At 30.4% G+C, this 21241-nt stretch carries 22 protein-coding genes; 9 read left to right on the top strand and 13 right to left on the bottom strand.

Features of this window, described 5'->3' with window-relative positions; all coding sequences use genetic code 11:
• Positions 1 to 75: 75 nt before the first annotated feature.
• Together AC2D6T_RS05265 and AC2D6T_RS05260 are read right to left on the bottom strand one after the other, a co-directional pair.
• Entirely contained in the window at positions 76 to 297 is a 222-nt protein-coding gene (locus AC2D6T_RS05265; protein WP_438988481.1) for a VF530 family protein, read from the bottom strand.
• Positions 297 to 1925: an aminopeptidase P N-terminal domain-containing protein gene (locus AC2D6T_RS05260; protein ID WP_484680709.1), complete on the bottom strand. Its 1629-nt coding sequence runs from the start codon at positions 1923 to 1925 to the stop codon at positions 297 to 299. Before AC2D6T_RS05260 ends, AC2D6T_RS05265 begins: the two co-directional genes overlap by 1 nt.
• A 129-nt stretch (positions 1926 to 2054) precedes the next feature.
• On the opposite strand from AC2D6T_RS05260, the gene gcvT reads away from it, so the two are divergent.
• Together gcvT and AC2D6T_RS05250 are read left to right on the top strand one after the other, a co-directional pair.
• Positions 2055 to 3140, top strand: a complete 1086-nt coding sequence (gcvT, locus tag AC2D6T_RS05255; protein ID WP_484680708.1) for a glycine cleavage system aminomethyltransferase GcvT — start codon at positions 2055 to 2057, stop codon at positions 3138 to 3140.
• Between the two features lie 99 nt (positions 3141 to 3239).
• Positions 3240 to 4358 (top strand): SDR family oxidoreductase, encoded by a 1119-nt coding sequence (locus tag AC2D6T_RS05250; RefSeq protein WP_484680707.1) that lies wholly within the window; start codon positions 3240 to 3242, stop codon positions 4356 to 4358.
• Between the two features lie 205 nt (positions 4359 to 4563).
• Here the strand turns inward: AC2D6T_RS05250 and ychF are convergent, their stop codons facing one another.
• A complete protein-coding gene (ychF, locus tag AC2D6T_RS05245; protein WP_484680706.1) occupies positions 4564 to 5655 on the bottom strand; it encodes a redox-regulated ATPase YchF in 1092 nt (363 codons plus the stop codon).
• Positions 5656 to 5800: 145 nt separating this feature from the next.
• A complete protein-coding gene (locus tag AC2D6T_RS05240; protein ID WP_159947252.1) occupies positions 5801 to 6151 on the bottom strand; it encodes a 4Fe-4S dicluster domain-containing protein in 351 nt (116 codons plus the stop codon).
• Positions 6152 to 6220: 69 nt separating this feature from the next.
• On the opposite strand from AC2D6T_RS05240, the gene AC2D6T_RS05235 reads away from it, so the two are divergent.
• From AC2D6T_RS05235 to AC2D6T_RS05215, 5 genes are all read left to right on the top strand, one after another.
• Positions 6221 to 7282 (top strand): acyl-CoA reductase, encoded by a 1062-nt coding sequence (locus tag AC2D6T_RS05235; protein ID WP_298946944.1) that lies wholly within the window; start codon positions 6221 to 6223, stop codon positions 7280 to 7282.
• 82 nt (positions 7283 to 7364) lie between these two features.
• Positions 7365 to 8429 (top strand): 3-phosphoserine/phosphohydroxythreonine transaminase, encoded by a 1065-nt coding sequence (serC, locus tag AC2D6T_RS05230; protein WP_298946945.1) that lies wholly within the window; start codon positions 7365 to 7367, stop codon positions 8427 to 8429.
• Positions 8430 to 8494: 65 nt separating this feature from the next.
• The gene (locus AC2D6T_RS05225; protein WP_298946947.1) at positions 8495 to 9448 is read left to right on the top strand and encodes a D-2-hydroxyacid dehydrogenase; all 954 of its coding nucleotides are present in this window, start codon (positions 8495 to 8497) and stop codon (positions 9446 to 9448) included.
• Positions 9449 to 9544: 96 nt separating this feature from the next.
• Positions 9545 to 10207: a YggS family pyridoxal phosphate-dependent enzyme gene (locus AC2D6T_RS05220; RefSeq protein WP_484680705.1), complete on the top strand. Its 663-nt coding sequence runs from the start codon at positions 9545 to 9547 to the stop codon at positions 10205 to 10207.
• Positions 10208 to 10236: 29 nt separating this feature from the next.
• The gene (locus AC2D6T_RS05215) at positions 10237 to 11316 is read left to right on the top strand and encodes a 3'-5' exonuclease (RefSeq protein WP_484680704.1); all 1080 of its coding nucleotides are present in this window, start codon (positions 10237 to 10239) and stop codon (positions 11314 to 11316) included.
• 88 nt (positions 11317 to 11404) lie between these two features.
• Here the strand turns inward: AC2D6T_RS05215 and AC2D6T_RS05210 are convergent, their stop codons facing one another.
• The 8 genes from AC2D6T_RS05210 to AC2D6T_RS05175 form a co-directional block, all read right to left on the bottom strand.
• Positions 11405 to 12019, bottom strand: a complete 615-nt coding sequence (locus AC2D6T_RS05210; protein WP_484680703.1) for a LysE family translocator — start codon at positions 12017 to 12019, stop codon at positions 11405 to 11407.
• Positions 12020 to 12066: 47 nt separating this feature from the next.
• Entirely contained in the window at positions 12067 to 13101 is a 1035-nt protein-coding gene (locus AC2D6T_RS05205; RefSeq protein ID WP_484680702.1) for a quinone-dependent dihydroorotate dehydrogenase, read from the bottom strand.
• A gap of 81 nt (positions 13102 to 13182) precedes the next feature.
• Positions 13183 to 15609: a phenylalanine--tRNA ligase subunit beta gene (pheT, locus tag AC2D6T_RS05200; RefSeq protein ID WP_484680701.1), complete on the bottom strand. Its 2427-nt coding sequence runs from the start codon at positions 15607 to 15609 to the stop codon at positions 13183 to 13185.
• 239 nt (positions 15610 to 15848) lie between these two features.
• Positions 15849 to 16412: a phosphatase PAP2 family protein gene (locus AC2D6T_RS05195; protein ID WP_484680700.1), complete on the bottom strand. Its 564-nt coding sequence runs from the start codon at positions 16410 to 16412 to the stop codon at positions 15849 to 15851.
• Position 16413: 1 nt separating this feature from the next.
• Positions 16414 to 17568 (bottom strand): peptidylprolyl isomerase, encoded by a 1155-nt coding sequence (locus AC2D6T_RS05190; RefSeq protein ID WP_484680699.1) that lies wholly within the window; start codon positions 17566 to 17568, stop codon positions 16414 to 16416.
• On the bottom strand, positions 17568 to 18296 hold the full coding sequence (locus AC2D6T_RS05185; protein ID WP_484680698.1) for an FKBP-type peptidyl-prolyl cis-trans isomerase: 729 nt from the start codon (positions 18294 to 18296) through the stop codon (positions 17568 to 17570). The genes AC2D6T_RS05190 and AC2D6T_RS05185 overlap by 1 nt, the downstream gene beginning before the upstream one ends.
• 2 nt (positions 18297 to 18298) lie before the next feature.
• Positions 18299 to 18841, bottom strand: a complete 543-nt coding sequence (gene gldI, locus AC2D6T_RS05180; protein WP_484680697.1) for a gliding motility-associated peptidyl-prolyl isomerase GldI — start codon at positions 18839 to 18841, stop codon at positions 18299 to 18301.
• On the bottom strand, positions 18831 to 19859 hold the full coding sequence (locus AC2D6T_RS05175) for a DHH family phosphoesterase (protein ID WP_484680696.1): 1029 nt from the start codon (positions 19857 to 19859) through the stop codon (positions 18831 to 18833). The genes gldI and AC2D6T_RS05175 overlap by 11 nt, the downstream gene beginning before the upstream one ends.
• A gap of 101 nt (positions 19860 to 19960) precedes the next feature.
• Here AC2D6T_RS05175 and AC2D6T_RS05170 point away from each other — a divergent pair, with 101 nt between their 5' ends.
• Positions 19961 to 20380 carry a nucleoside-diphosphate kinase gene (locus AC2D6T_RS05170; protein WP_484680695.1) on the top strand — a complete coding sequence of 140 codons (420 nt, stop codon included), beginning with the start codon at positions 19961 to 19963 and terminating at the stop codon, positions 20378 to 20380.
• Positions 20381 to 20542: 162 nt separating this feature from the next.
• Positions 20543 to 20929, top strand: coding sequence for a VOC family protein (locus tag AC2D6T_RS05165; RefSeq protein WP_484680694.1), 387 nt, complete (start codon positions 20543 to 20545; stop codon positions 20927 to 20929).
• 12 nt (positions 20930 to 20941) lie between these two features.
• Here the strand turns inward: AC2D6T_RS05165 and AC2D6T_RS05160 are convergent, their stop codons facing one another.
• On the bottom strand, positions 20942 to 21238 hold the full coding sequence (locus AC2D6T_RS05160) for a DciA family protein (RefSeq protein WP_484680693.1): 297 nt from the start codon (positions 21236 to 21238) through the stop codon (positions 20942 to 20944).
• Between the last annotated feature and the right edge of the window lie 3 nt (positions 21239 to 21241).

Genomic DNA, 21241 nt, shown 5'->3' with positions numbered 1-21241 from the left:
TTTGTTTGAGCTCTTTTTTATTCTATTTTGAATAAAAAAAGCGAGTAGCGAAAGCAGGAAATGGCTACAAAAAAATTAGTCAATCATATTTTTTAGGTAAAATTTTTCTACTTTTTCTCTTGCCCAAGGTGTAGTTCTTAAAAATTTTAAAGAAGATTTGTAAGTTGGGTTATTTAAAAAGGCTTTTATACCTAAAGAATAGCCTAGTTCTTCCCAACCATATTCTAAATACAATTGCTCTAAAATTGTGGCTAATTTGATGCCATGTAAAGGGTTATTGGGTTGTTCTTTGCTCATTAATCGTCTAAATTTGGTAGTACAAAATCGTTTAAAACCGATTTTTTAGCCATCATTTTTTCTATTTCTTTTACGGTTCTTGGTGCTTCAGCAGATAAGTTTACAGGGCCATTTTTGGTAACCAAAATATCGTCTTCTATTCGAATCCCAATTCCCCACCATTTTTTATCGCAATTGCTACCATCTGGAATGTAAATTCCTGGTTCCATAGTTACTACCATATTTTCTTCAAAATTACCATAATTACCAGGATCATGCACATCTAAACCAATATGATGCGACGTTCCATGAGGAAAATAAGGATGTTTTTCATCTACAGATTTTATAATCCCTAATTTATACAAACCTTCGTTAGTAATTTGCCTTGCTATTTGGTTGGGTTTACCCATACTTTCGCCAATTTTATAGGCAGCAATACCAGCTTCTTGTGCTTTATAAACAATCTCATAAATTGCTTTTTGTGCATCGGTAAACTTTCCGTTTGCAGGTATAGTTCTGGTAACATCGGCTGTGTAGCCTCTATACTCTGCACCTAAATCCATTAAAACCAAATCGTTACCAACTTTTGTTTTGTTGTTTTCTATGTAATGTAAAATACAACCATTATTACCTGCACCTACTATACTTGGGTAGCCTTCATACTCTGCTCCATATTTTTTATACACAAATTCATGAATTCCTTGTAATTCTGTTTCAGACATGTGTGGTTTCATAGCTTTCATAACTTCTACTTGACCAATGGCAGAAATACGAACAGCTTTGGTTAATAATTTTAATTCTTCTGCTGTTTTTACTTCTCTTAACGTAGCTAAGTTTAATGATAAAAAAGAGACATCAATATTTGTTTTTGCATCTAATTTTAAAGAAATTTTTTGCTGTAAATCTTTTTTTACTTTATCAGACGTTGCTTCTTTATATTGCATTAAGTCTGTATCTTTTTTTAAAGAAGGATCATAAGCTACAGCTCTACCTATTATTTGTGCCACATTTGCACTATTTTCTATAGGGGTTGCTTTTACCATCTCATATATTTGTTTTTTTAAAGGCGATAAAAAGTTTTTTGGATTGTAAGCTGCCTTTTCTTTAAAAGATCGCACCAAATCGTAAATTTCTGCTTTTTCTCTGGTAGAGTTTCTATAATCGTCGTTAAATTTTTCTATAAATATTCTATCAAACTTTTTAAAATCAATGGTAGTGTTTATAAACGCTTCTGCATTAAAAGCAACTTTAAAACCCAACTCGTTTTTTGCACCTTCTACCCCCAAGCGTTTTCCATTCCATTGTTCTGCTCTGGCATCTCTTTTTTGTACATATAAAATTTCATTATATGTTGTACCATCTGCATCGGTTTGGTTTTCAGAAAACATTACCAAAACTCCATTAGGTTCTCTATACCCCGTTAAATAATAAAAGTTTGGGTCTTGATGAAACACATAATCTACATCATTTGCTCTATTTCTTAATGGATTTGCAAAAACAACAGCCACAGAATTGGCTGGCATTTTAGCTCTTAAAGCTTCCCTTCTACTTTTATGAAACTCTTTACCCAAATAATCTGTAGGGGTTTGAGAAAAAACACTAAAAGTACTTGCTAAAAAAAGGGCTATTAAAAACTTATAGGTATTCATTATTTACTGTTTTTGGATGATGACCAAATGTAAAATAAAAAATTTGGAAAAGAAAAAATTAACGAAAAATTAGTTGTTGATTATTGTCCATTTTTCAATAATTTAGCTGAAATTTTAAGAAATCTATAAATGAAAAATATAGCTTTAAACAATTTACACATTTCTTTAGGCGCTAAAATGGTGCCTTTTGCAGGCTATAATATGCCTGTACAATACGAAGGTGTAACAGCAGAACATATAACAGTTAGAGAAGCTGTAGGTGTTTTTGACGTAAGTCATATGGGAGAGTTTCTAGTATCTGGCAAAAATGCTTTACCATTACTACAAAAAGTAACTTCTAACGATGTGTCTAAATTAGCCATTGGAGATGCACAATACAGTTGTTTTCCTAATACAGAAAATGGTATTGTAGACGATTTAATTTGTTATAAAATTAAAGAAGAGCAATATTTATTAGTGGTAAATGCCTCTAACATAGAAAAAGATTGGAACTGGATTTCTAAGTATAATAAAGAGTTTGGAGCCGATTTAAGAGATTTATCAGATGATTATTCACTCTTAGCAATTCAAGGCCCAAAAGCTGTGGAAGCAATGCAATCTTTGACTTCTTTAGACTTGGCAGCTATTCCGTTTTACAAATTTAAAGTAGGTGATTTTGCAGGAATTGAAAACGTAATCATTTCGGCAACTGGTTATACAGGTTCTGGTGGTTTTGAAATTTACTGTAAAAACAGCGAAGTTGAACAAATTTGGAATACAGTTTTTGAAGCGGGTGCTAATTTTGGTATCAAACCTATTGGCTTGGCAGCAAGAGATACTTTGCGTTTAGAAATGGGATATTGTTTGTATGGTAATGATATAGACGACACAACCTCTCCCATAGAAGCTGGTTTGGGTTGGATTACAAAATTTACCAAAGACTTTGTAAATGCAGAGGCTTTGGCAAAACAAAAAGAAGAAAAACCACAAAAAAAATTGGTCGCTTTTCAGTTAGATGAACGAGGCATACCAAGACACGGGTATGATATTGTAGATGTAAATGGAAATTGTATTGGAAACGTAACTTCTGGAACCATGAGCCCTTGTTTGCAAAAAGGAATAGGCATGGGATATGTACCTACTGCATTTGCAAAATCTGGCACACAAATTTACATACAAGTACGTAAAAAAGCAATTCCCTCCACTGTAGTAAAATTGCCCTTTTATAAAGGATAAAAATTCATTTTTTAATTAAATACATAAAACCTTGCAAATTGCAAGGTTTTATAATTTTAAAAAACTATTTTCGTCTCACATTTTTTTTAAAATTTTACTATGAATTGTTTATTAACAGGCGGAACAGGTATTGTTGGAAGTCATATTATTTTTGAGTGGCTACACAAAGCAATTATTCATAAAACAGTGCAACACCTTTTTGTAATTATTAGAAATAGTGAAAAATCTGCACAAGAACGTCTAATGTCTATTTTGCAAGACGAATCTCGACCTGAATTTTTAAACAATTTTACACTCGAAGAATGTTTAGAAAAAATAACTGTAATACCGCAAGATTTAGCAACCATTACAAAAAAAACATTAAGCAAATATTCTTTTGATACGGTTATACATTGCGCAGGTTCTACAAATTTATTAAACACCAATGATTCTAAAGAAAAAGTTCATACTCAAAACTACTTAGTTACAAAGCAGCTTTTAAAAGAAATCCCAGAACAAGTTACTCGTTTTTTATACATCAGTACTGCATATTCTTTCGGAATTCAAGATAGGAAAGTTAATGATCGTATTGAAAATTATAAGGTTACCGATTTTAGAAACCCGTATGAAAAATCAAAATATGAGAGCGAGCGTTTTGTAAAAGAAACCTGTAACGCTAAAAATATTAATGCTCAGATATTAAGACCTAGTATTATTTGCGGTCGTTTAATTGATAAGCCTTTTTACGAAACCCCCAAGTTTGATGTCTTTTATTCTTGGGCAATATTTTTAGATAAATATGCAAAAAAAGCGAAAGAAAATTTTAGAATTTGGGTAGATAGAAAAAGTGGATTAAATATTGTTCCTGTAGATTTTGTCTCAAAAGCAATTCTGCATGCGTATTTAAATCCGAGTATTAAAGAGTTAAACATTGTGAATCCAAAACAGATTTTACATAAAAATTATGTGGGCAATGTTTTAGAGTCTTTCGATATCAACACTTATGAATATGTAGATGAAAAGCCAGAAAACTTGAATGCTTTTGAACAGTTGTACTACAAAAGTATTGGCGGTCTTTTTGAAAAATATGTTGCCATTCCTGATTTGCAATTCAAACCTGAAGAAATACTAAAGTTGATAGAGAAATTACAACTAGACATTACTTTAGGAGTGCATGAAAACTTTATGAATTTGATTGATTTTTCTGTAGAAAAGAAATTTAGAAAAAGTTATTTATAACAGACACCTTATTGGTAGTGGTTACAACCAGTTGTATGTGGGTCTTTAAAGTTAACAAACCTACATAAAGTGCTTTATAATTAAAATGAAAAACGCATCAACGTAACTATTGCTATGATGCGCAATATACGGGTAAGAGGTATCATAGAAAAATCCCAATAATTACTTATTGGGATTTTTTTATATTTTTAATTAAAAAGTAGGTTTACACGTTAAATCTAAAGTGCATTACATCTCCATCTTTTACAATATACTCCTTACCTTCTACTCTCATTTTACCAGCTTCTTTTACTTTGGCTTCAGAACCATAAGTAACATAATCTTCATAAGAAATGGTTTCTGCTCTAATAAATCCTTTTTCAAAATCGGTATGTATTACACCAGCCGCTTGTGGTGCTGTTGAGCCAATAGGAATTGTCCATGCTCTTACCTCTTTTACACCTGCAGTAAAATAGGTTTGTAAGTTTAATAATTTATAGGCAGAACGTACCAATCTAGAAACACCAGCTTCTTCTAAGCCAATATCTTCTAAAAATAGTTGACGCTCTTCGTAATCTTCTAATTCTGTAATATCTGCTTCTGTACCTACTGCCAACACAATAACTTCTGCGTTTTCATGCGCAACTGCTGCTTTTACTTTGTCTACATAATCGTTACCAGAAACAGCGGAATTTTCATCAACATTACACACATACAATACTGGTTTTGCAGTAATAAATTGTAAAGGTTTTACAAATTCTTGTTCTTTTTCAGAAAAATCTAAAGCTCTTACAGATTTACCTTCTAATAAAGTTGCTTCTACTTTTAGCAAAACTTCTAATTCTACTTGCGCTTCTTTATTTCCTGTTTTTGCAGTTCTTTTTACACGCTCTAAACGTTTTTGAACCGTTTCTAGGTCTTTTAATTGCAACTCTATATCTATGGTTTCTTTATCTCTAACAGGGTCTATAGAATTGTCTACGTGAATAATATTATCATTATCAAAACAACGCAAAACATGTAAAATTGCGTCTGTTTCTCTAATATTTGCTAAAAATTGATTTCCTAAACCTTCTCCTTTACTTGCGCCTTTAACCAAACCAGCAATGTCTACAATTTCTACAGTTGCAGGTAAAACACGCTCTGGGTTTACCAATTCTTCTAATTTTTCTAAACGTGTATCTGGCACGTTTACAACCCCTAAATTAGGTTCTATGGTACAAAAAGGAAAGTTGGCACTTTGCGCTTTTGCGTTAGATAAACAGTTAAATAAAGTTGATTTTCCTACGTTTGGTAATCCTACAATTCCAGCTTTCATTTTTCTTTATGTATTTGGATAAAAGATGCAAGAATCAAGAGTTGATTTTTGCGATGCAAATATATATGATTTAAAAATAAAAAATTCCGAAATTACTTCGGAATTTTTTATTTATTTCTTGATAGTGTATTCTTGTATTTATCAATTAATCATTATGCATAAACTTTTGTTTTGCTAACAATTCTTCTTCCGTTTCTACGATATCTTCATCTGGCACACAACAATCTACAGGACAAACGGCAGCACATTGTGGCTCTTCATGAAAGCCCATACATTCTGTACATTTATCTGGTGCTATGTAATACACTTCATCAGATATTGGCTCCTGATCTTCATCTGCATTTACAGATTTCCCATTTGGTAAAACTACATTTCCAGTTAAATCTGTACCATCTGCATATTTCCAATCGTCTGCACCTTCATAAATTGCAGTGTTTGGACATTCAGGTTCACAAGCCCCACAATTTATACATTCATCTGTTATTATAATTGCCATAATTTTCTTTTCTAATTTGTACCTTTGCGATTGCAAAAATAAAGCCAAAAAAAGTTACATCCAAAATAAATGACACCTATTCAAGATAGAATTGCTGCTTTTAACAAATTAGGCATCTTTTTAAGTCAATTTTCTACCAAAAAAATTGAAAAAAAAGCCCCTATTGAACATAATGATTTGTTTTTTGATGGTTTTAAACATCAACTAAAACTAGCACAAGAAAATAACTCTTGGTTTACCAAAGAAAATATTTTATTTGCTTTAGAAAGCTGGTCTAAAGCTTTAACAAACAGCAATTTAGAAAAATGGATTTCTAAGAACGCTGTTCACACAAAAACATCAAAAAAAGTGGCTATTGTAATGGCTGGTAATATTCCTTTAGTGGGTTTTCATGACTTTTTATCGGTTTTAATTTCTGGGCATACTGTACTGGTAAAACAATCTTCTAATGACAAACACTTATTGCCTTTTTTAGCCAAGTATTTAGAATATGTAGAAGGTAGTTTTAAAGGAAAAATCACTTTTACAGAACAAAAATTAGAAAATTTTGATGCTGTAATTGCTACCGGAAGCGATAATACAGCACGTTATTTCGAATATTATTTTAAGAATAAACCCAATATTATTAGAAAAAGCAGAAACTCTGTAGCTGTTTTAAAAGGGAATGAATCTGAAGAAGAATTACAAAAATTATCTGATGATGTGTTTACCTATTTTGGTTTGGGTTGCAGATCTGTATCTAAATTATATGTTCCTAAAGATTACGATTTCAATCACTTCTTTAACGGAATGTATGTAAAAAAAGATATGATTAACAACGCTAAATATGCCAATAATTACGATTATAACAAGGCTGTGTATTTAATGAGTGAGTTTGATTTGCTAGAAAACGGTTTTTTAATGATTAAGGAAGATGAAAGTTACTCCTCTCCTATTGCCACCGTTTTTTATGAATATTATGATAATGAAATTGATTTAAAAATAAAATTACACGAAGAAAGAGAAAAAATTCAGTGTATTGTTGCCAAAGACTTTATAGAAAATGAAGTTACATTTGGCGAAACACAAAACCCACAATTGTGGGATTATGCAGATGGTATTAATACCCTAGAATTTTTATCAAAAATATAAATTAGTTGTTGGTTCATGGCTTCTAGTTTTTATTTGTAAAAAACTTTGAAACTTTGAAACCTTGTAACTCAAAAAGAAAAAAATGAAAAAACATAATTTTAGTGCAGGGCCTTGTATTTTACCACAAGAAGTTTTGCAAAAAGCATCAGAAGCTGTTGTTAATTTTAATAATGATGATTTATCGTTGATAGAAATATCTCACAGAAGCAAAGCTTTTGTTGATGTGATGGAAAAAGCTAGAAGTTTGGCTTTAGAATTGTTAGGCCTAGAAAACAAAGGATACAAAGCGTTGTTTTTACAAGGTGGTGCTAGTTTAGAATTTTTAATGGTAGCTTATAATTTACTAAACAAAAAAGCAGCTTATTTAAACACAGGTACTTGGTCTGACAAAGCGATTAAAGAAGCCAAAGCATTTGGAGAATTGATAGAAGTTGCCTCGTCTAAAGACAAAGGTTTTTCTTACATTCCTAAAGATTTTACAATACCACAAGATGCCGATTATTTTCACTGTACAAGTAATAATACTGTTGCTGGTACTCAAATAAAAGAATTTCCAGAAACCAATGTTCCGTTGGTTTGCGATATGAGTTCAGATATTTTTTCGCGTCAATTAGATTTCGAAAAGTTCGATTTAATTTATGCAGGCGCACAAAAAAATATGGGCCCTGCAGGTACTACTTTGGTCATTATAAAAGAAGAAATTTTAGGCAAGGTAGAAAGGCACATTCCTTCTATGCTAAACTATCAAATTCATATAGATAAAGACAGTATGTTTAACACACCGTCTGTTTTTGCGGTTTATGTTTCTATGTTAACTCTACAATGGTTAAAAGATTTGGGTGGCATTCCGTTTATAGAAAAGGTAAACAATAAAAAAGCGGCACTTTTGTATGCAGAAATTGATAGAAATCCTCTTTTTAAAGGAATTGTAGCCAAAGAAGATCGAAGTATTATGAACGCTACTTTTAATCTAGTAGATGATGCTCATAAAGAAACCTTCGACAAAATGTGGCAAAAAGCAGGTATAAATGGTTTACATGGCCATAGAAGTGTTGGTGGTTACAGAGCAAGTATGTACAATGCATTACCTTTATATAGTGTGCAGGTTTTAGTTGATGTAATGCAAGCATTAGAAAACAAGGTGTAAGGTTTTGTATTTAATATTAAATAAACTTTGAACGCTTAATTTTAAATTTTGAACATTTTTAAAAAATGAAAATATTAGCAAACGATGGAATTTCTAAAAGTGGTATTGACACATTAGAAAAAGGAGGATTTGAAGTAATTACTAAAAAAGTTGCTCAAAATCAACTAGAAAATTATATAAACGAACACAATATAGACGCAATTCTAGTTAGAAGTGCTACACAAGTTAGACAAGAATTAATAGATGCTTGCCCTAGTTTAAAATTAATTGGACGTGGTGGAATTGGTATGGATAATATTGATGTAGATTACGCCATAGACCAAGGTTTGCATGTAATTAATACCCCAGATGCTTCTGCAAGTTCTGTGGCAGAATTGGTTTTTGCTCATTTATTTGGAATGGCAAGATTTTTACATTCAGCTAACAGAGAAATGCCTTTAGAAGGCGATACACGTTTTAAAGAATTGAAAAAAGCATATTCGCAAGGTATCGAGTTAAGAGGAAAAACGTTAGGAATTATTGGTTTTGGAAGAATAGGACAAGAAGTTGCAAAAATTGCGTTAGCATTGGGAATGCAAGTTTTAGCCGCTGATAATGAAGTATTAACTGTGCCTATAACGTTAGATTTTTTTAACGGACAAAAATTAACTTTTACTATAGATACGATAGAAAAAGAGGAAGTATTAAAAGAAGCCGATTTTATTTCTTTACACGTGCCTGCACAAGAAAATTACATTATTACCAAAGAAGAATTTGCGAAAATGAAAAATGGTGTTGGTATTGTAAATACAGCAAGAGGTGGTATATTACATGAAGTAGATTTGGTAAATGCTATCGAAGAAGGCAAAGTACAATTTGCAGGGTTAGATGTATTTGAAACAGAACCAACCCCTGCTGTTCAGTTGTTAATGAATCCAGAAATGTCTTTAACCCCACATATTGGTGCTGCTACCATAGAAGCTCAAGATAGAATTGGTACAGAGTTGGCAAATCAAATTATTGCTTTGTTAAAAAATTAGTATTTAGTAATAATGAAAATACTTCGACAAGCTTAACTTTACGCTGGTTAAAAATATCAACTTAGAAACGCTGAATTTTAAACTTTAAGAAATAACATGATAAAAGAAAATTTACAAAAAATAAAAAATACAATTCCAGATAAGGTTACACTCGTTGCCGTTTCTAAAACCAAACCTGTTGCAGATTTACAAGAAGCTTATGATGCTGGTCAGCGTATTTTTGGTGAAAATAGGATTCAGGAAATGGTAGAAAAATATGAAACTTTACCCAAAGACATTAAATGGCACATGATTGGTCATTTACAAAGTAATAAGGTAAAATACATGGCGCATTTTGTAGATTTAATTCATGGTGTAGATACGTTTAAAAAGCTAAAAGAAATCAACAAACAAGCAAAAAAACACAATAGAGTTATCAACTGTTTGTTACAAGCTAAAATTGCAAAAGAAGACAGCAAATTTGGTTTGCCTTTTAATGATATTGAAGAAATTTTACAATCACCAAAATTAAAAGAACTAGAAAATATTAAAATTGTTGGATTGATGGGAATGGCTACCTTTACAGATAACCAAGAACAATTACAAGAAGAGTTTTCATCTTTAAACGTGTTTTTTAAACAACAAAAAAATACTATTGAAACTAAAAATTGCCGTTTAGAAATTTTATCAATGGGTATGAGTGGCGATTATTTATTAGCAATTTCTAACGGAAGCACAATGATTCGCGTAGGAAGCTCTATATTTGGTAGCAGAAATTAAAATTAACAATTACTCCGATAATAAATAATTTGTACGCAATATTAGACATTGAAACTACTGGAGGTAAATTTAACCAAGAAGGCATTACCGAAATTGCTATCTATAAATTTGATGGACACGCTGTTATAGATCAATTTATTAGCTTAGTAAATCCTGAAAAGGAAATCCAAAAATTTGTAGTAAAACTTACAGGTATTAACAATGCTATGTTACGCAACGCCCCCAAGTTTTACGAAGTTGCTAAAAGAATTATAGAAATTACTACAGATTGTACTTTAGTTGCCCATAATACTGCTTTTGACTATAGAATTTTAAGTACAGAATTTGAAAGGTTAGGATACGACTTTAACAGAAACACACTTTGTACTGTAGAACTAAGTCAAAAACTAATTTTAGAGCAACCCTCTTACAGTTTAGGGAAACTTACAAAAGCATTAGGTATACCAATGACAAACAGACATAGAGCTTCTGGAGATGCTTTGGCAACTGTTCAATTATTTAAGTTACTGTTAGAAAAAGACACACAAAAGTCTATCATACAACAATCTGTAAAATATTACGATAGACGAAAAGAAAAACAAAGATTACAAAAGCTAATAGATGCTGTACCAGAAGAATTGGGGCTATTTTACATTCATGATGCAAATGGTAAAGTACTCTATATTGGACGTGGTAAAAATGCAAAAGCAGAAGTAAATAGATTGTTTTTAAAACAGACCAAAAGAGCTATAAAAATTCAACATAAAGCAAACTCTATCACTTTTGAAAAAACTGGTAACGATTTATTTACGCGTTTAAAATATTATATAGAATTGGAAACTTTATCGCCAAAATATAATTTAAAAAAGAGGAGAAAACCCAACTTACACCCCTTTAATAACGACAACTTTTTAATAATTGATAAAGGAAGGGAAATTGAAGAACATGCCATTATTTTAATAGAAAACAATGAGGTTTTTGGGTATGGTTTTACAAATTTGGCATATCAAGAAAACAAAGTAGACATTTTAAAAACAATGCTTACACCTATCGAATATAAAGGGTTGGCCAAAACCATTATCAAGAACTATTTAAACAAACATAACGTCAAAAAAATTGTTAGGCTTTGAGCGATGCAAAATTAGACTTATTAAGAGCCATAACAGCTGCATCCTAAAATATTTTAATTATACAAACCAAGCATTTTTGCTTGGTTTTTTATAATAAAATAAAAATGGCAATCCCTATAAAAACAACAATTTGCATGTATTTTAAATAGTAACTAATATTTATATTTCCTTTTATAGTTGACGATATTTTACCAGCAAGTATGGCTATTAAAGCAAATACAATAAAAGAAACCAACATAAATACAAAACCTAAAACATAAAACTGAATTACAGTAGATAAAGTAGTAGTAAATAAAAATCCAGGAAAGAAAGCTAAAAAGAAAATAGATACTTTTGGGTTTAAAACATTCATAATAAACCCCTGTTTAAATAATTGCTTTGTGGTTTTTGATGGTGTGCTTTCTGAAGGCAAAACTATTTTTCCTTCAGATCTAAAAACTTTGTAAGCTAAATATAATAAGTAGATAGCACCAAATATTTTTATCGCATAAAAGATACTTTCAGACTCTTTTATAATTGCAGAAACACCAAAGGCTAATAATGTAGTATGTATCAAACAGCCAGAAATTAATCCAAAAACAGTAGCTAAACCATATTTTTCACCATTTACAATACTCTGTGTAAGTACAAAAATATTATCTGGTCCAGGAGAAATTGCCAATAAAAAAGTTGCAAAAGCAAAAGACAGTAGCGTTTCTATCATTAATAATTATATGATTGATCTAAAATATAAAAAACTGAGAGATTATTTTATAATTTATGTAAAACGGCTTTATTAATTTTCTTAATCAAACTAGGGCCTTCATAAATAAAACCTGTGTAAACTTGTACTAAATCTGCGCCAGCCTCAATTTTTTCTATAGCATCCTCTGCAGTATGTATACCTCCTACTCCAATAATTGGGAATGCTTTGTTAGAGTTTTTAGACAAGTATTGTATTACTTTAGTACTTTGATTTTTTATGGGCTGCCCACTAACACCACCATTGCCAATTTGTTGTAAACGTTCTGTAGATGTTTTTAAATTATCTCTAGTTGTAGAAGTGTTTGATGCTATAACACCATCAATTTTTGTTTCTGCAACCAAATCAATAATTTCATCTAACTGTGTGTTGTTTAAATCTGGAGCAATCTTTAAAAGTATTGGCTTTTTAATTTTAAAACGATTATTCTGATTCTGACAAGCTGTAATCAACTCAACTAAATAATCTTTGTCATTTAATTTTGCATGACTACCAACATTTGGGCAACTTACATTTAGTACAAAATAATCAACAAAAGGGTGTAACTCTTTAAAAACTTGTAAATAATCTTCTGTGTAATCTTCTGGTTTGGTAGCTGTATTTTTACCAATATTTCCTCCAATAATAACTTTATGCTTGTTTTTTTTAAGGTTTTTAATGGCAGCTTCCATTCCATCATTATTAAACCCCATTCTGTTAATAATCCCTTTATCTTCTTTTAATCTAAAAAGTCTTTTTTTAGGATTACCAACTTGACCTTTTGGGGTAACCGTACCAATTTCTATAAACCCAAAACCAAAATTTGCTAATTCGTTATATAAAACTGCATTTTTATCGAAACCAGCAGCTAAACCTACAGGATTTTTAAAAGACAAACCAAATAAATTTTTCTCTAAACGAGGATCATTCATTTGATATATACTTCTAAAAATAGAAGCTACAAAAGGAATTTTACACAAGATTCTTATTAAAGAAAATGTAAAATAGTGTACTTTTTCTGGATCAAATAAAAATAAAACAGGTCTTATCAGTTGTTTGTACATAAATGTAATTTATCTGTTATAAAGGTCGAAAATTAATTTCTATCATTAAAAAAAAGCCCCAAATATATTGGAGCTTTTCTGTTATCTTAAAACAGCATTTAAATTATTCTCAAAAGTGTGCTGTAATTTTTGCATAATTTTATCTATTTGCTTGTCTGCCAAGGTTTTTGTTTCGTCTTGTAATAAAAAACTTACTGCATAAGATTTTTTTCCTTCTGGAAGTCTATCACCTTCGTATACATCAAATAAATCTACTTCTTTTAATAATTTTTTTTCTGATTGAAAAGCCAAATTATAGATTTCTTTAAACTCAGTTTTAGTATCTAACAATAAGGCTAAATCTCTTTTTACAGTTGGAAATTTTGGTAAACTAACCACTTTAACAGTATTGTTTCCTGTTATTTTTAAAATAGTATCCCAATTAAAATCAGCAAATAAAACTTCTTGTTTGATACCAAATTCTTTCAATAAAGTGTTTTTTACAACACCAAATTCTACCAACTTCATTTTTCCTAAACTTAAGGTAATTCCTTCAGAAAAAACATCTTGTTTGCTAGGTGTTGTTTTAAGGTTTTGAATCCCCAAGCGTTCTAAAACTGAGGTAATAACACCTTTAGCATAGAAAAAATCTGAATTACTACCTGCTGTTTTCCAACTATCTACAGTTCTTTTTCCTGTTACAAATAAGCTTAAATGTTTGTTTTCTTGGTATTTTTCGTTGTATTTATGGTAGGTTTTACCAAACTCATAAAACTTTAATGAGTTGTTTTTTCTGTTGATATTATAAGCAACAGATTCTAAACCACTAAAAAGTAAAGACTGCCTTAACACCTTTAAATCGTTACTTAAAGGATTTAACATAGCTACATTAGCCTCTTCATTTAATTGTTCAGACAAATCTATATAGCTTGATTTTGTTAACGAATTTGCCATGGTTTCATTAAAACCCAAAGCAGTTAATTGATTCGCAACAAGGTTTTCAATTTTTGTTTCTTTTGTAGAATCGAAAGAAATAGAAGTATTTAATTTATGAGAAAATTCGATGTTATTATACCCGTATACTCTTAAAATTTCTTCTATAATATCTGCTTCACGTTGAACATCTGTTCTGTAAGACGGTATGGTTAACCCTAAACCTCCTTCAGTTTCGCTATTAATTTTAATTTCTAAGGAAGCTAAAATTTTCTTGATCGTATCTTTAGGAATTTCTTGACCTATTAATCTATAAGCGTTCTCATAAGACAGAAAAACCTGAAAATCTTCTACTTTTTCTGGATAAAAATCAGAAATATCTGAAGATAATTTACCACCTGCATATTCTTCTATTAACAATGCAGCACGTTTTAATGCATACTTTGTCAAATTAATATCTATACCTCTTTCAAAACGGAAAGATGCATCTGTATTTAAAGCGTGTCTTTTTGCTGTTTTTCTTACTAAAACCGGATTAAAATAAGCGCTTTCTAAAAATATTGAGTTGGTATGTTCTGTGACACCAGATTGTAAACCTCCAAAAACACCGGCAATACAAAGAGGGTTCGATTCAGTATCACAAATCATTATATCTTCTGATGATAATTCTCTTTCTACTTCATCTAAGGTTGTAAATTTTGTGCCTTCTTTTAAGTTTTTAACTAAAATTTTATTGCCTTTTATTTTTTGTGCATCAAAAGCATGTAAGGGTTGCCCAAGTTCGTGCAAAACATAATTTGTAATATCTACAATATTATTTTTAGGAATAATGCCAATGGCTTTTAGTCTATTTTGTATCCATTCAGGAGAATCTTTAACTTCTATATCTGTAATGGTAATACCACAGTATCTTGGAGTTTGTTCTTTATTCTCTACTTCTACATCAAAACGCAAAGTTCTTTCGTCTACATGAAAATTGCTAACAGAAGGAGAAATAAGTTCTAAATTAATATCATTTTGCATAAAACCCGCACGCAAGTCTCTGGCTACACCAAAGTGACTCATAGCGTCTGATCTGTTGGGGGTTAAACCAATTTCGAAAACCTGGTCTGTTTCTATGTTAAAAACTTCTGCCGCTGATGTGCCTGCCTGTAAAGCTTTATCAAGAACCATAATTCCATCATGGCTAGAACCTAAACCTAATTCGTCTTCTGCACAAATCATTCCATGGCTTTCTTCTCCTCTTATTTTTCCTTTTTTGATTTTAAAAGGAGCATCTTTTTCATCATATAAAATAGTACCAATTGTTGCAACTGGTACTTTTTGACCAGCAGCTACATTAGACGCACCACAAACTATTTGAACAGGATCTCCTTGTCCTAAATCTACAGTGGTAACTTTTAATCTATCTGCATTTGGATGTTGTACACAAGTTAAAACCTCACCTATTACAATGCCTTTTAGGCTTCCTTTGATAGATTCTATGGTTTCTATACCTTCTACTTCTAAACCTAAATCAGTTAATAATTCTCCTGTTTTTACAGCATCCCAATCTGTTTGTAAAAACTGCTTTAACCAATTGTATGATATTTTCATCTTTTTCTTTTGATGTTTTCGATGGCAAATTTACTGATTTTTATCTTTTTTAAAGACCATTTTACAACATAAAAGATGTTAGTTTATTCACAATATTATTTAGTGTTAAATATTTATATGAAAACAATAGATAAGATGTTTTTAAGGCTTTTTATTAGCTTGAGATGCTAATTATCAGTAAAATTTTTAAAATAAAAACAACCTTTAAAATGCCGTTATCGTAATAAAAAATTTGGAAACTATTTAGAAAAAAAAACTTTGTCTATCTTTTTGTAAAGCATAAAATACAAGTTGCCAAAAATAGTCCCAGTAATAATTCCTACAAGAATATCTAAAGGAAAATGTACGCCTAAATATATTCTGCTATAAGCAAATAAAGCAGGAAAAAAGAGTATTAAATATGCGTATTTATATTTTTCTTTTAAAAGTAAGGCAGTATAGACTGCAAAAAAAGTAGATGTTGTTGCATGCCCAGAGATAAAGCTATAACTTCCTGGAGATATTAAGGTTCTTAATAAACTTTTAATTTCTGGATCATTGTTAGGTCTTAATCTTTGTGTGGCATCTTTAATAAATACTGTAAATTGATCTGAAAATGCTACTAACACGACTAAAGAAAGAATTAACAACCCACCTCGTTTCCAACCAAAAGCACTGATAATTAGGTAGAATACAAGAATAAATAAAGGCGCCCAATAAAATTGATTCGTTACAGCCAACCAAAAAGGATCCCAATGTTCGTTACCCAAATTATTTAGAAATACGAGTAATTGTTTGTCTTTTTGTATGAGTGTATCTATCAAATTACTTACCTACTTTTAAGATTTCTACTTCGAAAACCAAATCTGCTTTTGCAGGAAAAGGACCGTATTTATCCTTACCAAAACCTAAGTAATAAGGTATAAATAATCTTGCTTTTTCACCTTCTCTTAAGGTTAAAACACCTTCTTTAAAACCGGTAATCATTGGTTTTTTTTCATCATCTAATTGAAAAACCAAAGGTTGCCCACTATTTTCTGTAGATTGTATTTTTTTACCATCTGCTATGTAAATGGTGTAATTTGCAGTAATTGGTTTGTTGGCTACTACTTTTTTACCATCAGAAGATTTTAATTTTAAAATACGAAGACCAGAATCTGTTTTAGTTGCTTCGGCTTCCTCCATTTCGGCTAAAAATACTTTCTTTTGCTCTAAATATTTAGAATATCTTTTTTCTTCTAGCTTTTTTTCTTCTTTTATTTTTGCTTCTTGAGATTTGTTAAAATTGGCTACTTCTCTTTCAAAAACCTCAGGAGCATCAAAATCTTTGGCAATGCTACCAACTCTAACAATGTTAATGGTATTTATAGTATCTTTTTGTACAATTTTATGAACCACTAACATACTTACAGAATCTATAGCTTTTTGTAGTTTTAAAGAATCTGTATATTTTGCTTGCAACTCTCTTAATTGCAGAGAGTTAACAGTTGTTTTACCAAAAACACTGTGTTTACCATCTAAATGAGGTATGGCTCTGTGTGTTATAAAAAATTGGCTGTTATTTGTTTTTGGCCCACCATTAGCCATAGAAAGTACCCCTTTATCATCATGCTTAAAAATAAAGTTACCATTTTTATCTTTTGGAAACTCATCACCAAATAAATACCCAGTACTTTTTCTACCATTTGGTGTAAAACCACCTGCTTGTATTACAAAATTGGGCACTACTCTGTGAAATATAATTCCTTCGTAAAAATTACTTCCTTGTAAAGAATCTGGTAATCTTGTGTGTGAACCTTCAACTAAAGCTACAAAATTTGCTACTGTTTTTGGAACTTGTTCTGCATGTAATTTTAATAGAATATCTCCTTTGTTTGTTTGTATTTCTGCATACAAGCCATCTTTTAAACCCTTGTACCTTTTTGGAGTACAAGAGCTTAAAAGAAGAATTGCTATTAAAAGATAAAAAGGTTTTGTCATTATTTATCTAAAATGTCTAAAACTTCAATTTCAAAAATTAAAGTAGAAAAAGGTTTGATGTCTGCACCTCTTTGTTGAGCACCATATGCTAACTCTTGTGGAATAAAGACTTTATATTTAGAACCTTTTTTCATTAATGCTAAAGCTTCATTAAAACCTGGTACAAATACGTTTGCATTAGATTCGTAAGGTTGCTTTCTATCAACAGAACTATCAAAAACTTTCCCATCTATTGTAGAACCATGATAGTGAATTTTAACTTTGTCTGTTGGTTTTACTAAATCTCCACGACCTTTTTTCATTACAATATATTGCAAACCACTGTCTGTTGTTTTTACACCTTTTTTTGATTTATTTACTGCTAAAAATTCTTCACCAGCTTTTTTGTTTTCACCAAATTTAGCTTCTGCTTCTTTTGCAGCTTTTTCTTGAAGCTCTTTTTGCTGAGCCATTTGTTTCTTTTGAAAATATGTGCTAAGAATTTTTTGAATGTCTTTGGTTTCTATTAATAAATTGGTAGAATCTAACCCATTTCTAATTCCTTGTGCTAAAACATCTTTATTTACTTCGCTAAAACTAGATTTTAACTGCATAGACATACTCATACCTACTGCATAACTTACAGAGTCTATTTCTGTTTCTAACGATTTTACTTCTTTTACTTGATTACCACAAGAAAATAAAGTTGCTGAAATGGCAACTATTGCTAAATTTTTAATACGCTTCATTTTTAATTTAATTTATTTATTTTTATTAAGGTTACTGTACTTTTAATGGTTTGTTTAAAGCCAATTTTATTTCCATCTCCAGAAATTCCAAAGGCATTGTAAAACGGAATTACAAATGTAATGGTTTCTCCTTCTTTCATCAACTTTATTCCTTTTTGTATACCAGAAATAAAATCTTCTTTATCTATTTTGTAATTTTTTAATCCTAAATCTTCTTTACTGTAAATAATATCATCATTTAAAGTTGTTATATCATAACTTAATACTACATCATCACCCTCCTTTGGTGTAAAGGTATCTGTTTCAACTTTATCTACATAAGTATACCAAAAACCATTGTTAGAATTTATGTATGTTTTTGTATAATCTTGTGCAAAGTAATCTACTATCTTTTTGTTTTCTTCTTGAATTATTTTTTTTGATGCTTCTATATTCGCTTTAAAAATTGTGGCAGAAGGTTTTGGGTTTATAGGCCTTCTAGGTGGTGTTTTTGTACAACCTATTATAAAAAAAAATATAAAAACAATGTAAAAACTATGCTTCATAAGACGAATTTAGTTCTTCTATATATTTAGATAACAAACTTTTAAAATTCTCGGTTACTTCTTCCATGCTTCCATCAAACCTACCTCCAGCAGCATTATCATGCCCACCACCATTAAAATAAGTTCTAGCAAATTTATTTACAGAAAATTTACCTTTAGATCTAAACGAAATTTTAATAATTTGTTGTTCTGTATCCTCTATAAATATGGCTGCAAAAATAATATCTTTTAAAGAAAGTGCATAATTTACAACACCTTCTGTATCTCCTTTTTGAAAATCGAACTTTTTCTTTTCTGCTTCCGTTAAAGTGATAAATGCTGTTTTATATTCTGGTAAAATTTGCAAATTACTAAGCGCTTGCCCTAACAAAAGCAATCTACCATACGAATTTGCATCGTATACATTATTATGTATTTTATCGTTTTGAGCACCCTTATCAATTAAATCCGCAATAATTCTATGTGTTTTACTTGTGGTAGATCTAAATCTAAAAGAGCCCGTATCTGTCATAATACCTGTATACAAACATGTAGCAATTGCAGTGTCAATCAAATCTAAATCGTTGTTCATTTCTATAAATTGATACACCATTTGACAAGTAGAACAAATTTCTGTATCAGAATACATATATTTTACATCATCGGGTTGTTGATGATGATCTATCATTGCAAAATCGTTCTCATATTTTTCTAAGGAATTTTGCATATCAGTGCCAACTCTATGCAAAGCATTAAAGTCCAGTAGAAAAATAATATCAGAATTTTTAATAGCTTTTTGGGCTTGCGAATTTTGCCAATCGAAACGATAAGTAGCATCTGAACCCGGTAACCAGTGTAAAAAATCTGGATATTCGTTAGGTACAACAACAGTTGGTTGATGGCCTTTTTTTGAAAAATAATGAGATAAAGCTAAGGTAGACCCCATGGCATCTCCGTCTGGATTTCTATGGCCTACAATAACAATATTTCTTGGTTTACTAAGAAATTCTTTTAAGTCTTCAAATCCTTTTAAAATCATAGTTGGCGAAGATACAATTTAATTAAAAAAATTGTGTAATTTCGCGCCGAATTTGTAAGGTAAAATTTTACAAATAAAATAGAAACAAAAAAATCTATACAATGGCAACAAATAGAACATTTACAATGTTAAAACCAGATGCAGTAGAAAACGGACATACTGGTGCAATTTTAGAGAAAATAAACGCTGCAGGATTTAGAATTGTAGCAATGAAAAAAACACAAATGACAAAAGCTGATGCTGAAACTTTTTATGCTGTGCATAATGAGCGTCCGTTTTTTGGTGAATTAGTAGCATTTATGACACGTGGACCCATTGTTGCAGCAATTTTAGAAAAAGATAATGCTGTAGAAGATTTTAGAACTTTAATTGGTGCTACAAACCCAGCTGACGCTGCAGAAGGTACTATTAGAAAGTTGTATGCAACTTCTATGGGAGAAAATGCAGTACATGGTTCTGACTCTGATGAAAATGCTGAAATAGAAGGAAATTTTCACTTTTCTGGAAGAGAGCAATTCTAATTTAGAATTCTTAATTAACAATACTGAAATTATTCCAGTTAGATATATTTAGTTAAAAACTCACAACAAATGCTGTGAGTTTTTTTTATGAGTTTTTTGAAGATTTTAGAGAAATACAATTTGTAAAATCTAATAATTATTTAATTTTATAAAAAATGATTCATGTTTAAATTTACCGTAAACCATATTGCCATTTCCGTAAAAGACGTTGTAAAATCAATAGAATTTTATCAAGAAGTATTTCAATTAAAAGAAATTAAAAATACTGCTTCAAATTCTAAAACCAGATGGTTGGTTTTTAATGATAATAGGCAGTTGCACTTAATACCAAGACCTAATGAGGTTGTAAAAATCAATAAAGCTGTCCATTTTGCTATCTCTACTATAAATATACAGGAGTTTATTAGTCATTTAATAGCTCTAGAAATAGGATATTCTGACTGGTTGGGTACAGTTAAAAAAGATTATGTTAGAAATGATGGAATTATACAAGTGTACTTTCAAGATCCCAATGGTTATTGGATTGAAGTAAATAACGATGTAAGGTAAATTTATAAAAAACTAAACCAATATTAATTTAGAGATTACTTTACCTCCCATTTCTTCATTTATCATTTTTATGATTTTTTCCTTACCATAACTCAATTCTTCTCTTAAAACAGAAGAAGATAGTTGTATGATTAAAGTTTTGTTTTGCAATTTTACAGAGTTTGTATGGCTTGCAATACCTGGTCCCATCATTTTGTTCCAAGTTTCTTCTATCTTAATTTTTTGCATGCCCTTGCTTAGATTGTTCTCTTTAATAAAAGACTGCATTAAATCTTGTATTGATAAAGAATTGTTTTCTCTTTTTGCCATTTA

The organism is Polaribacter sp. YIW18 (genome assembly GCF_057219325.1).
This window is presented reverse-complemented; position numbering and strand designations above follow the sequence as displayed.

What these genes read in the sequence shown, in the direction of transcription:
- serC (WP_298946945.1), top strand. Translation starts at nt 7,365, where the DNA reads ATGAAAAAACATAATTTTAGTGCAGGGCCTTGTATTTTACCACAAGAA.
- pheT (WP_484680701.1), bottom strand. Translation starts at nt 15,609, where the DNA reads ATGAAAATATCATACAATTGGTTAAAGCAGTTTTTACAAACAGATTGG.
- AC2D6T_RS05265 (WP_438988481.1), bottom strand. Translation starts at nt 297, where the DNA reads ATGAGCAAAGAACAACCCAATAACCCTTTACATGGCATCAAATTAGCC.
- AC2D6T_RS05225 (WP_298946947.1), top strand. Translation starts at nt 8,495, where the DNA reads ATGAAAATATTAGCAAACGATGGAATTTCTAAAAGTGGTATTGACACA.
- AC2D6T_RS05165 (WP_484680694.1), top strand. Translation starts at nt 20,543, where the DNA reads ATGTTTAAATTTACCGTAAACCATATTGCCATTTCCGTAAAAGACGTT.
- AC2D6T_RS05170 (WP_484680695.1), top strand. Translation starts at nt 19,961, where the DNA reads ATGGCAACAAATAGAACATTTACAATGTTAAAACCAGATGCAGTAGAA.
- AC2D6T_RS05160 (WP_484680693.1), bottom strand. Translation starts at nt 21,238, where the DNA reads ATGGCAAAAAGAGAAAACAATTCTTTATCAATACAAGATTTAATGCAG.
- AC2D6T_RS05210 (WP_484680703.1), bottom strand. Translation starts at nt 12,019, where the DNA reads ATGATAGAAACGCTACTGTCTTTTGCTTTTGCAACTTTTTTATTGGCA.
- AC2D6T_RS05190 (WP_484680699.1), bottom strand. Translation starts at nt 17,568, where the DNA reads ATGACAAAACCTTTTTATCTTTTAATAGCAATTCTTCTTTTAAGCTCT.
- AC2D6T_RS05240 (WP_159947252.1), bottom strand. Translation starts at nt 6,151, where the DNA reads ATGGCAATTATAATAACAGATGAATGTATAAATTGTGGGGCTTGTGAA.
- AC2D6T_RS05220 (WP_484680705.1), top strand. Translation starts at nt 9,545, where the DNA reads ATGATAAAAGAAAATTTACAAAAAATAAAAAATACAATTCCAGATAAG.
- AC2D6T_RS05260 (WP_484680709.1), bottom strand. Translation starts at nt 1,925, where the DNA reads ATGAATACCTATAAGTTTTTAATAGCCCTTTTTTTAGCAAGTACTTTT.
- AC2D6T_RS05235 (WP_298946944.1), top strand. Translation starts at nt 6,221, where the DNA reads ATGACACCTATTCAAGATAGAATTGCTGCTTTTAACAAATTAGGCATC.
- ychF (WP_484680706.1), bottom strand. Translation starts at nt 5,655, where the DNA reads ATGAAAGCTGGAATTGTAGGATTACCAAACGTAGGAAAATCAACTTTA.
- gcvT (WP_484680708.1), top strand. Translation starts at nt 2,055, where the DNA reads ATGAAAAATATAGCTTTAAACAATTTACACATTTCTTTAGGCGCTAAA.
- AC2D6T_RS05250 (WP_484680707.1), top strand. Translation starts at nt 3,240, where the DNA reads ATGAATTGTTTATTAACAGGCGGAACAGGTATTGTTGGAAGTCATATT.
- AC2D6T_RS05185 (WP_484680698.1), bottom strand. Translation starts at nt 18,296, where the DNA reads ATGAAGCGTATTAAAAATTTAGCAATAGTTGCCATTTCAGCAACTTTA.
- AC2D6T_RS05205 (WP_484680702.1), bottom strand. Translation starts at nt 13,101, where the DNA reads ATGTACAAACAACTGATAAGACCTGTTTTATTTTTATTTGATCCAGAA.
- AC2D6T_RS05175 (WP_484680696.1), bottom strand. Translation starts at nt 19,859, where the DNA reads ATGATTTTAAAAGGATTTGAAGACTTAAAAGAATTTCTTAGTAAACCA.
- gldI (WP_484680697.1), bottom strand. Translation starts at nt 18,841, where the DNA reads ATGAAGCATAGTTTTTACATTGTTTTTATATTTTTTTTTATAATAGGT.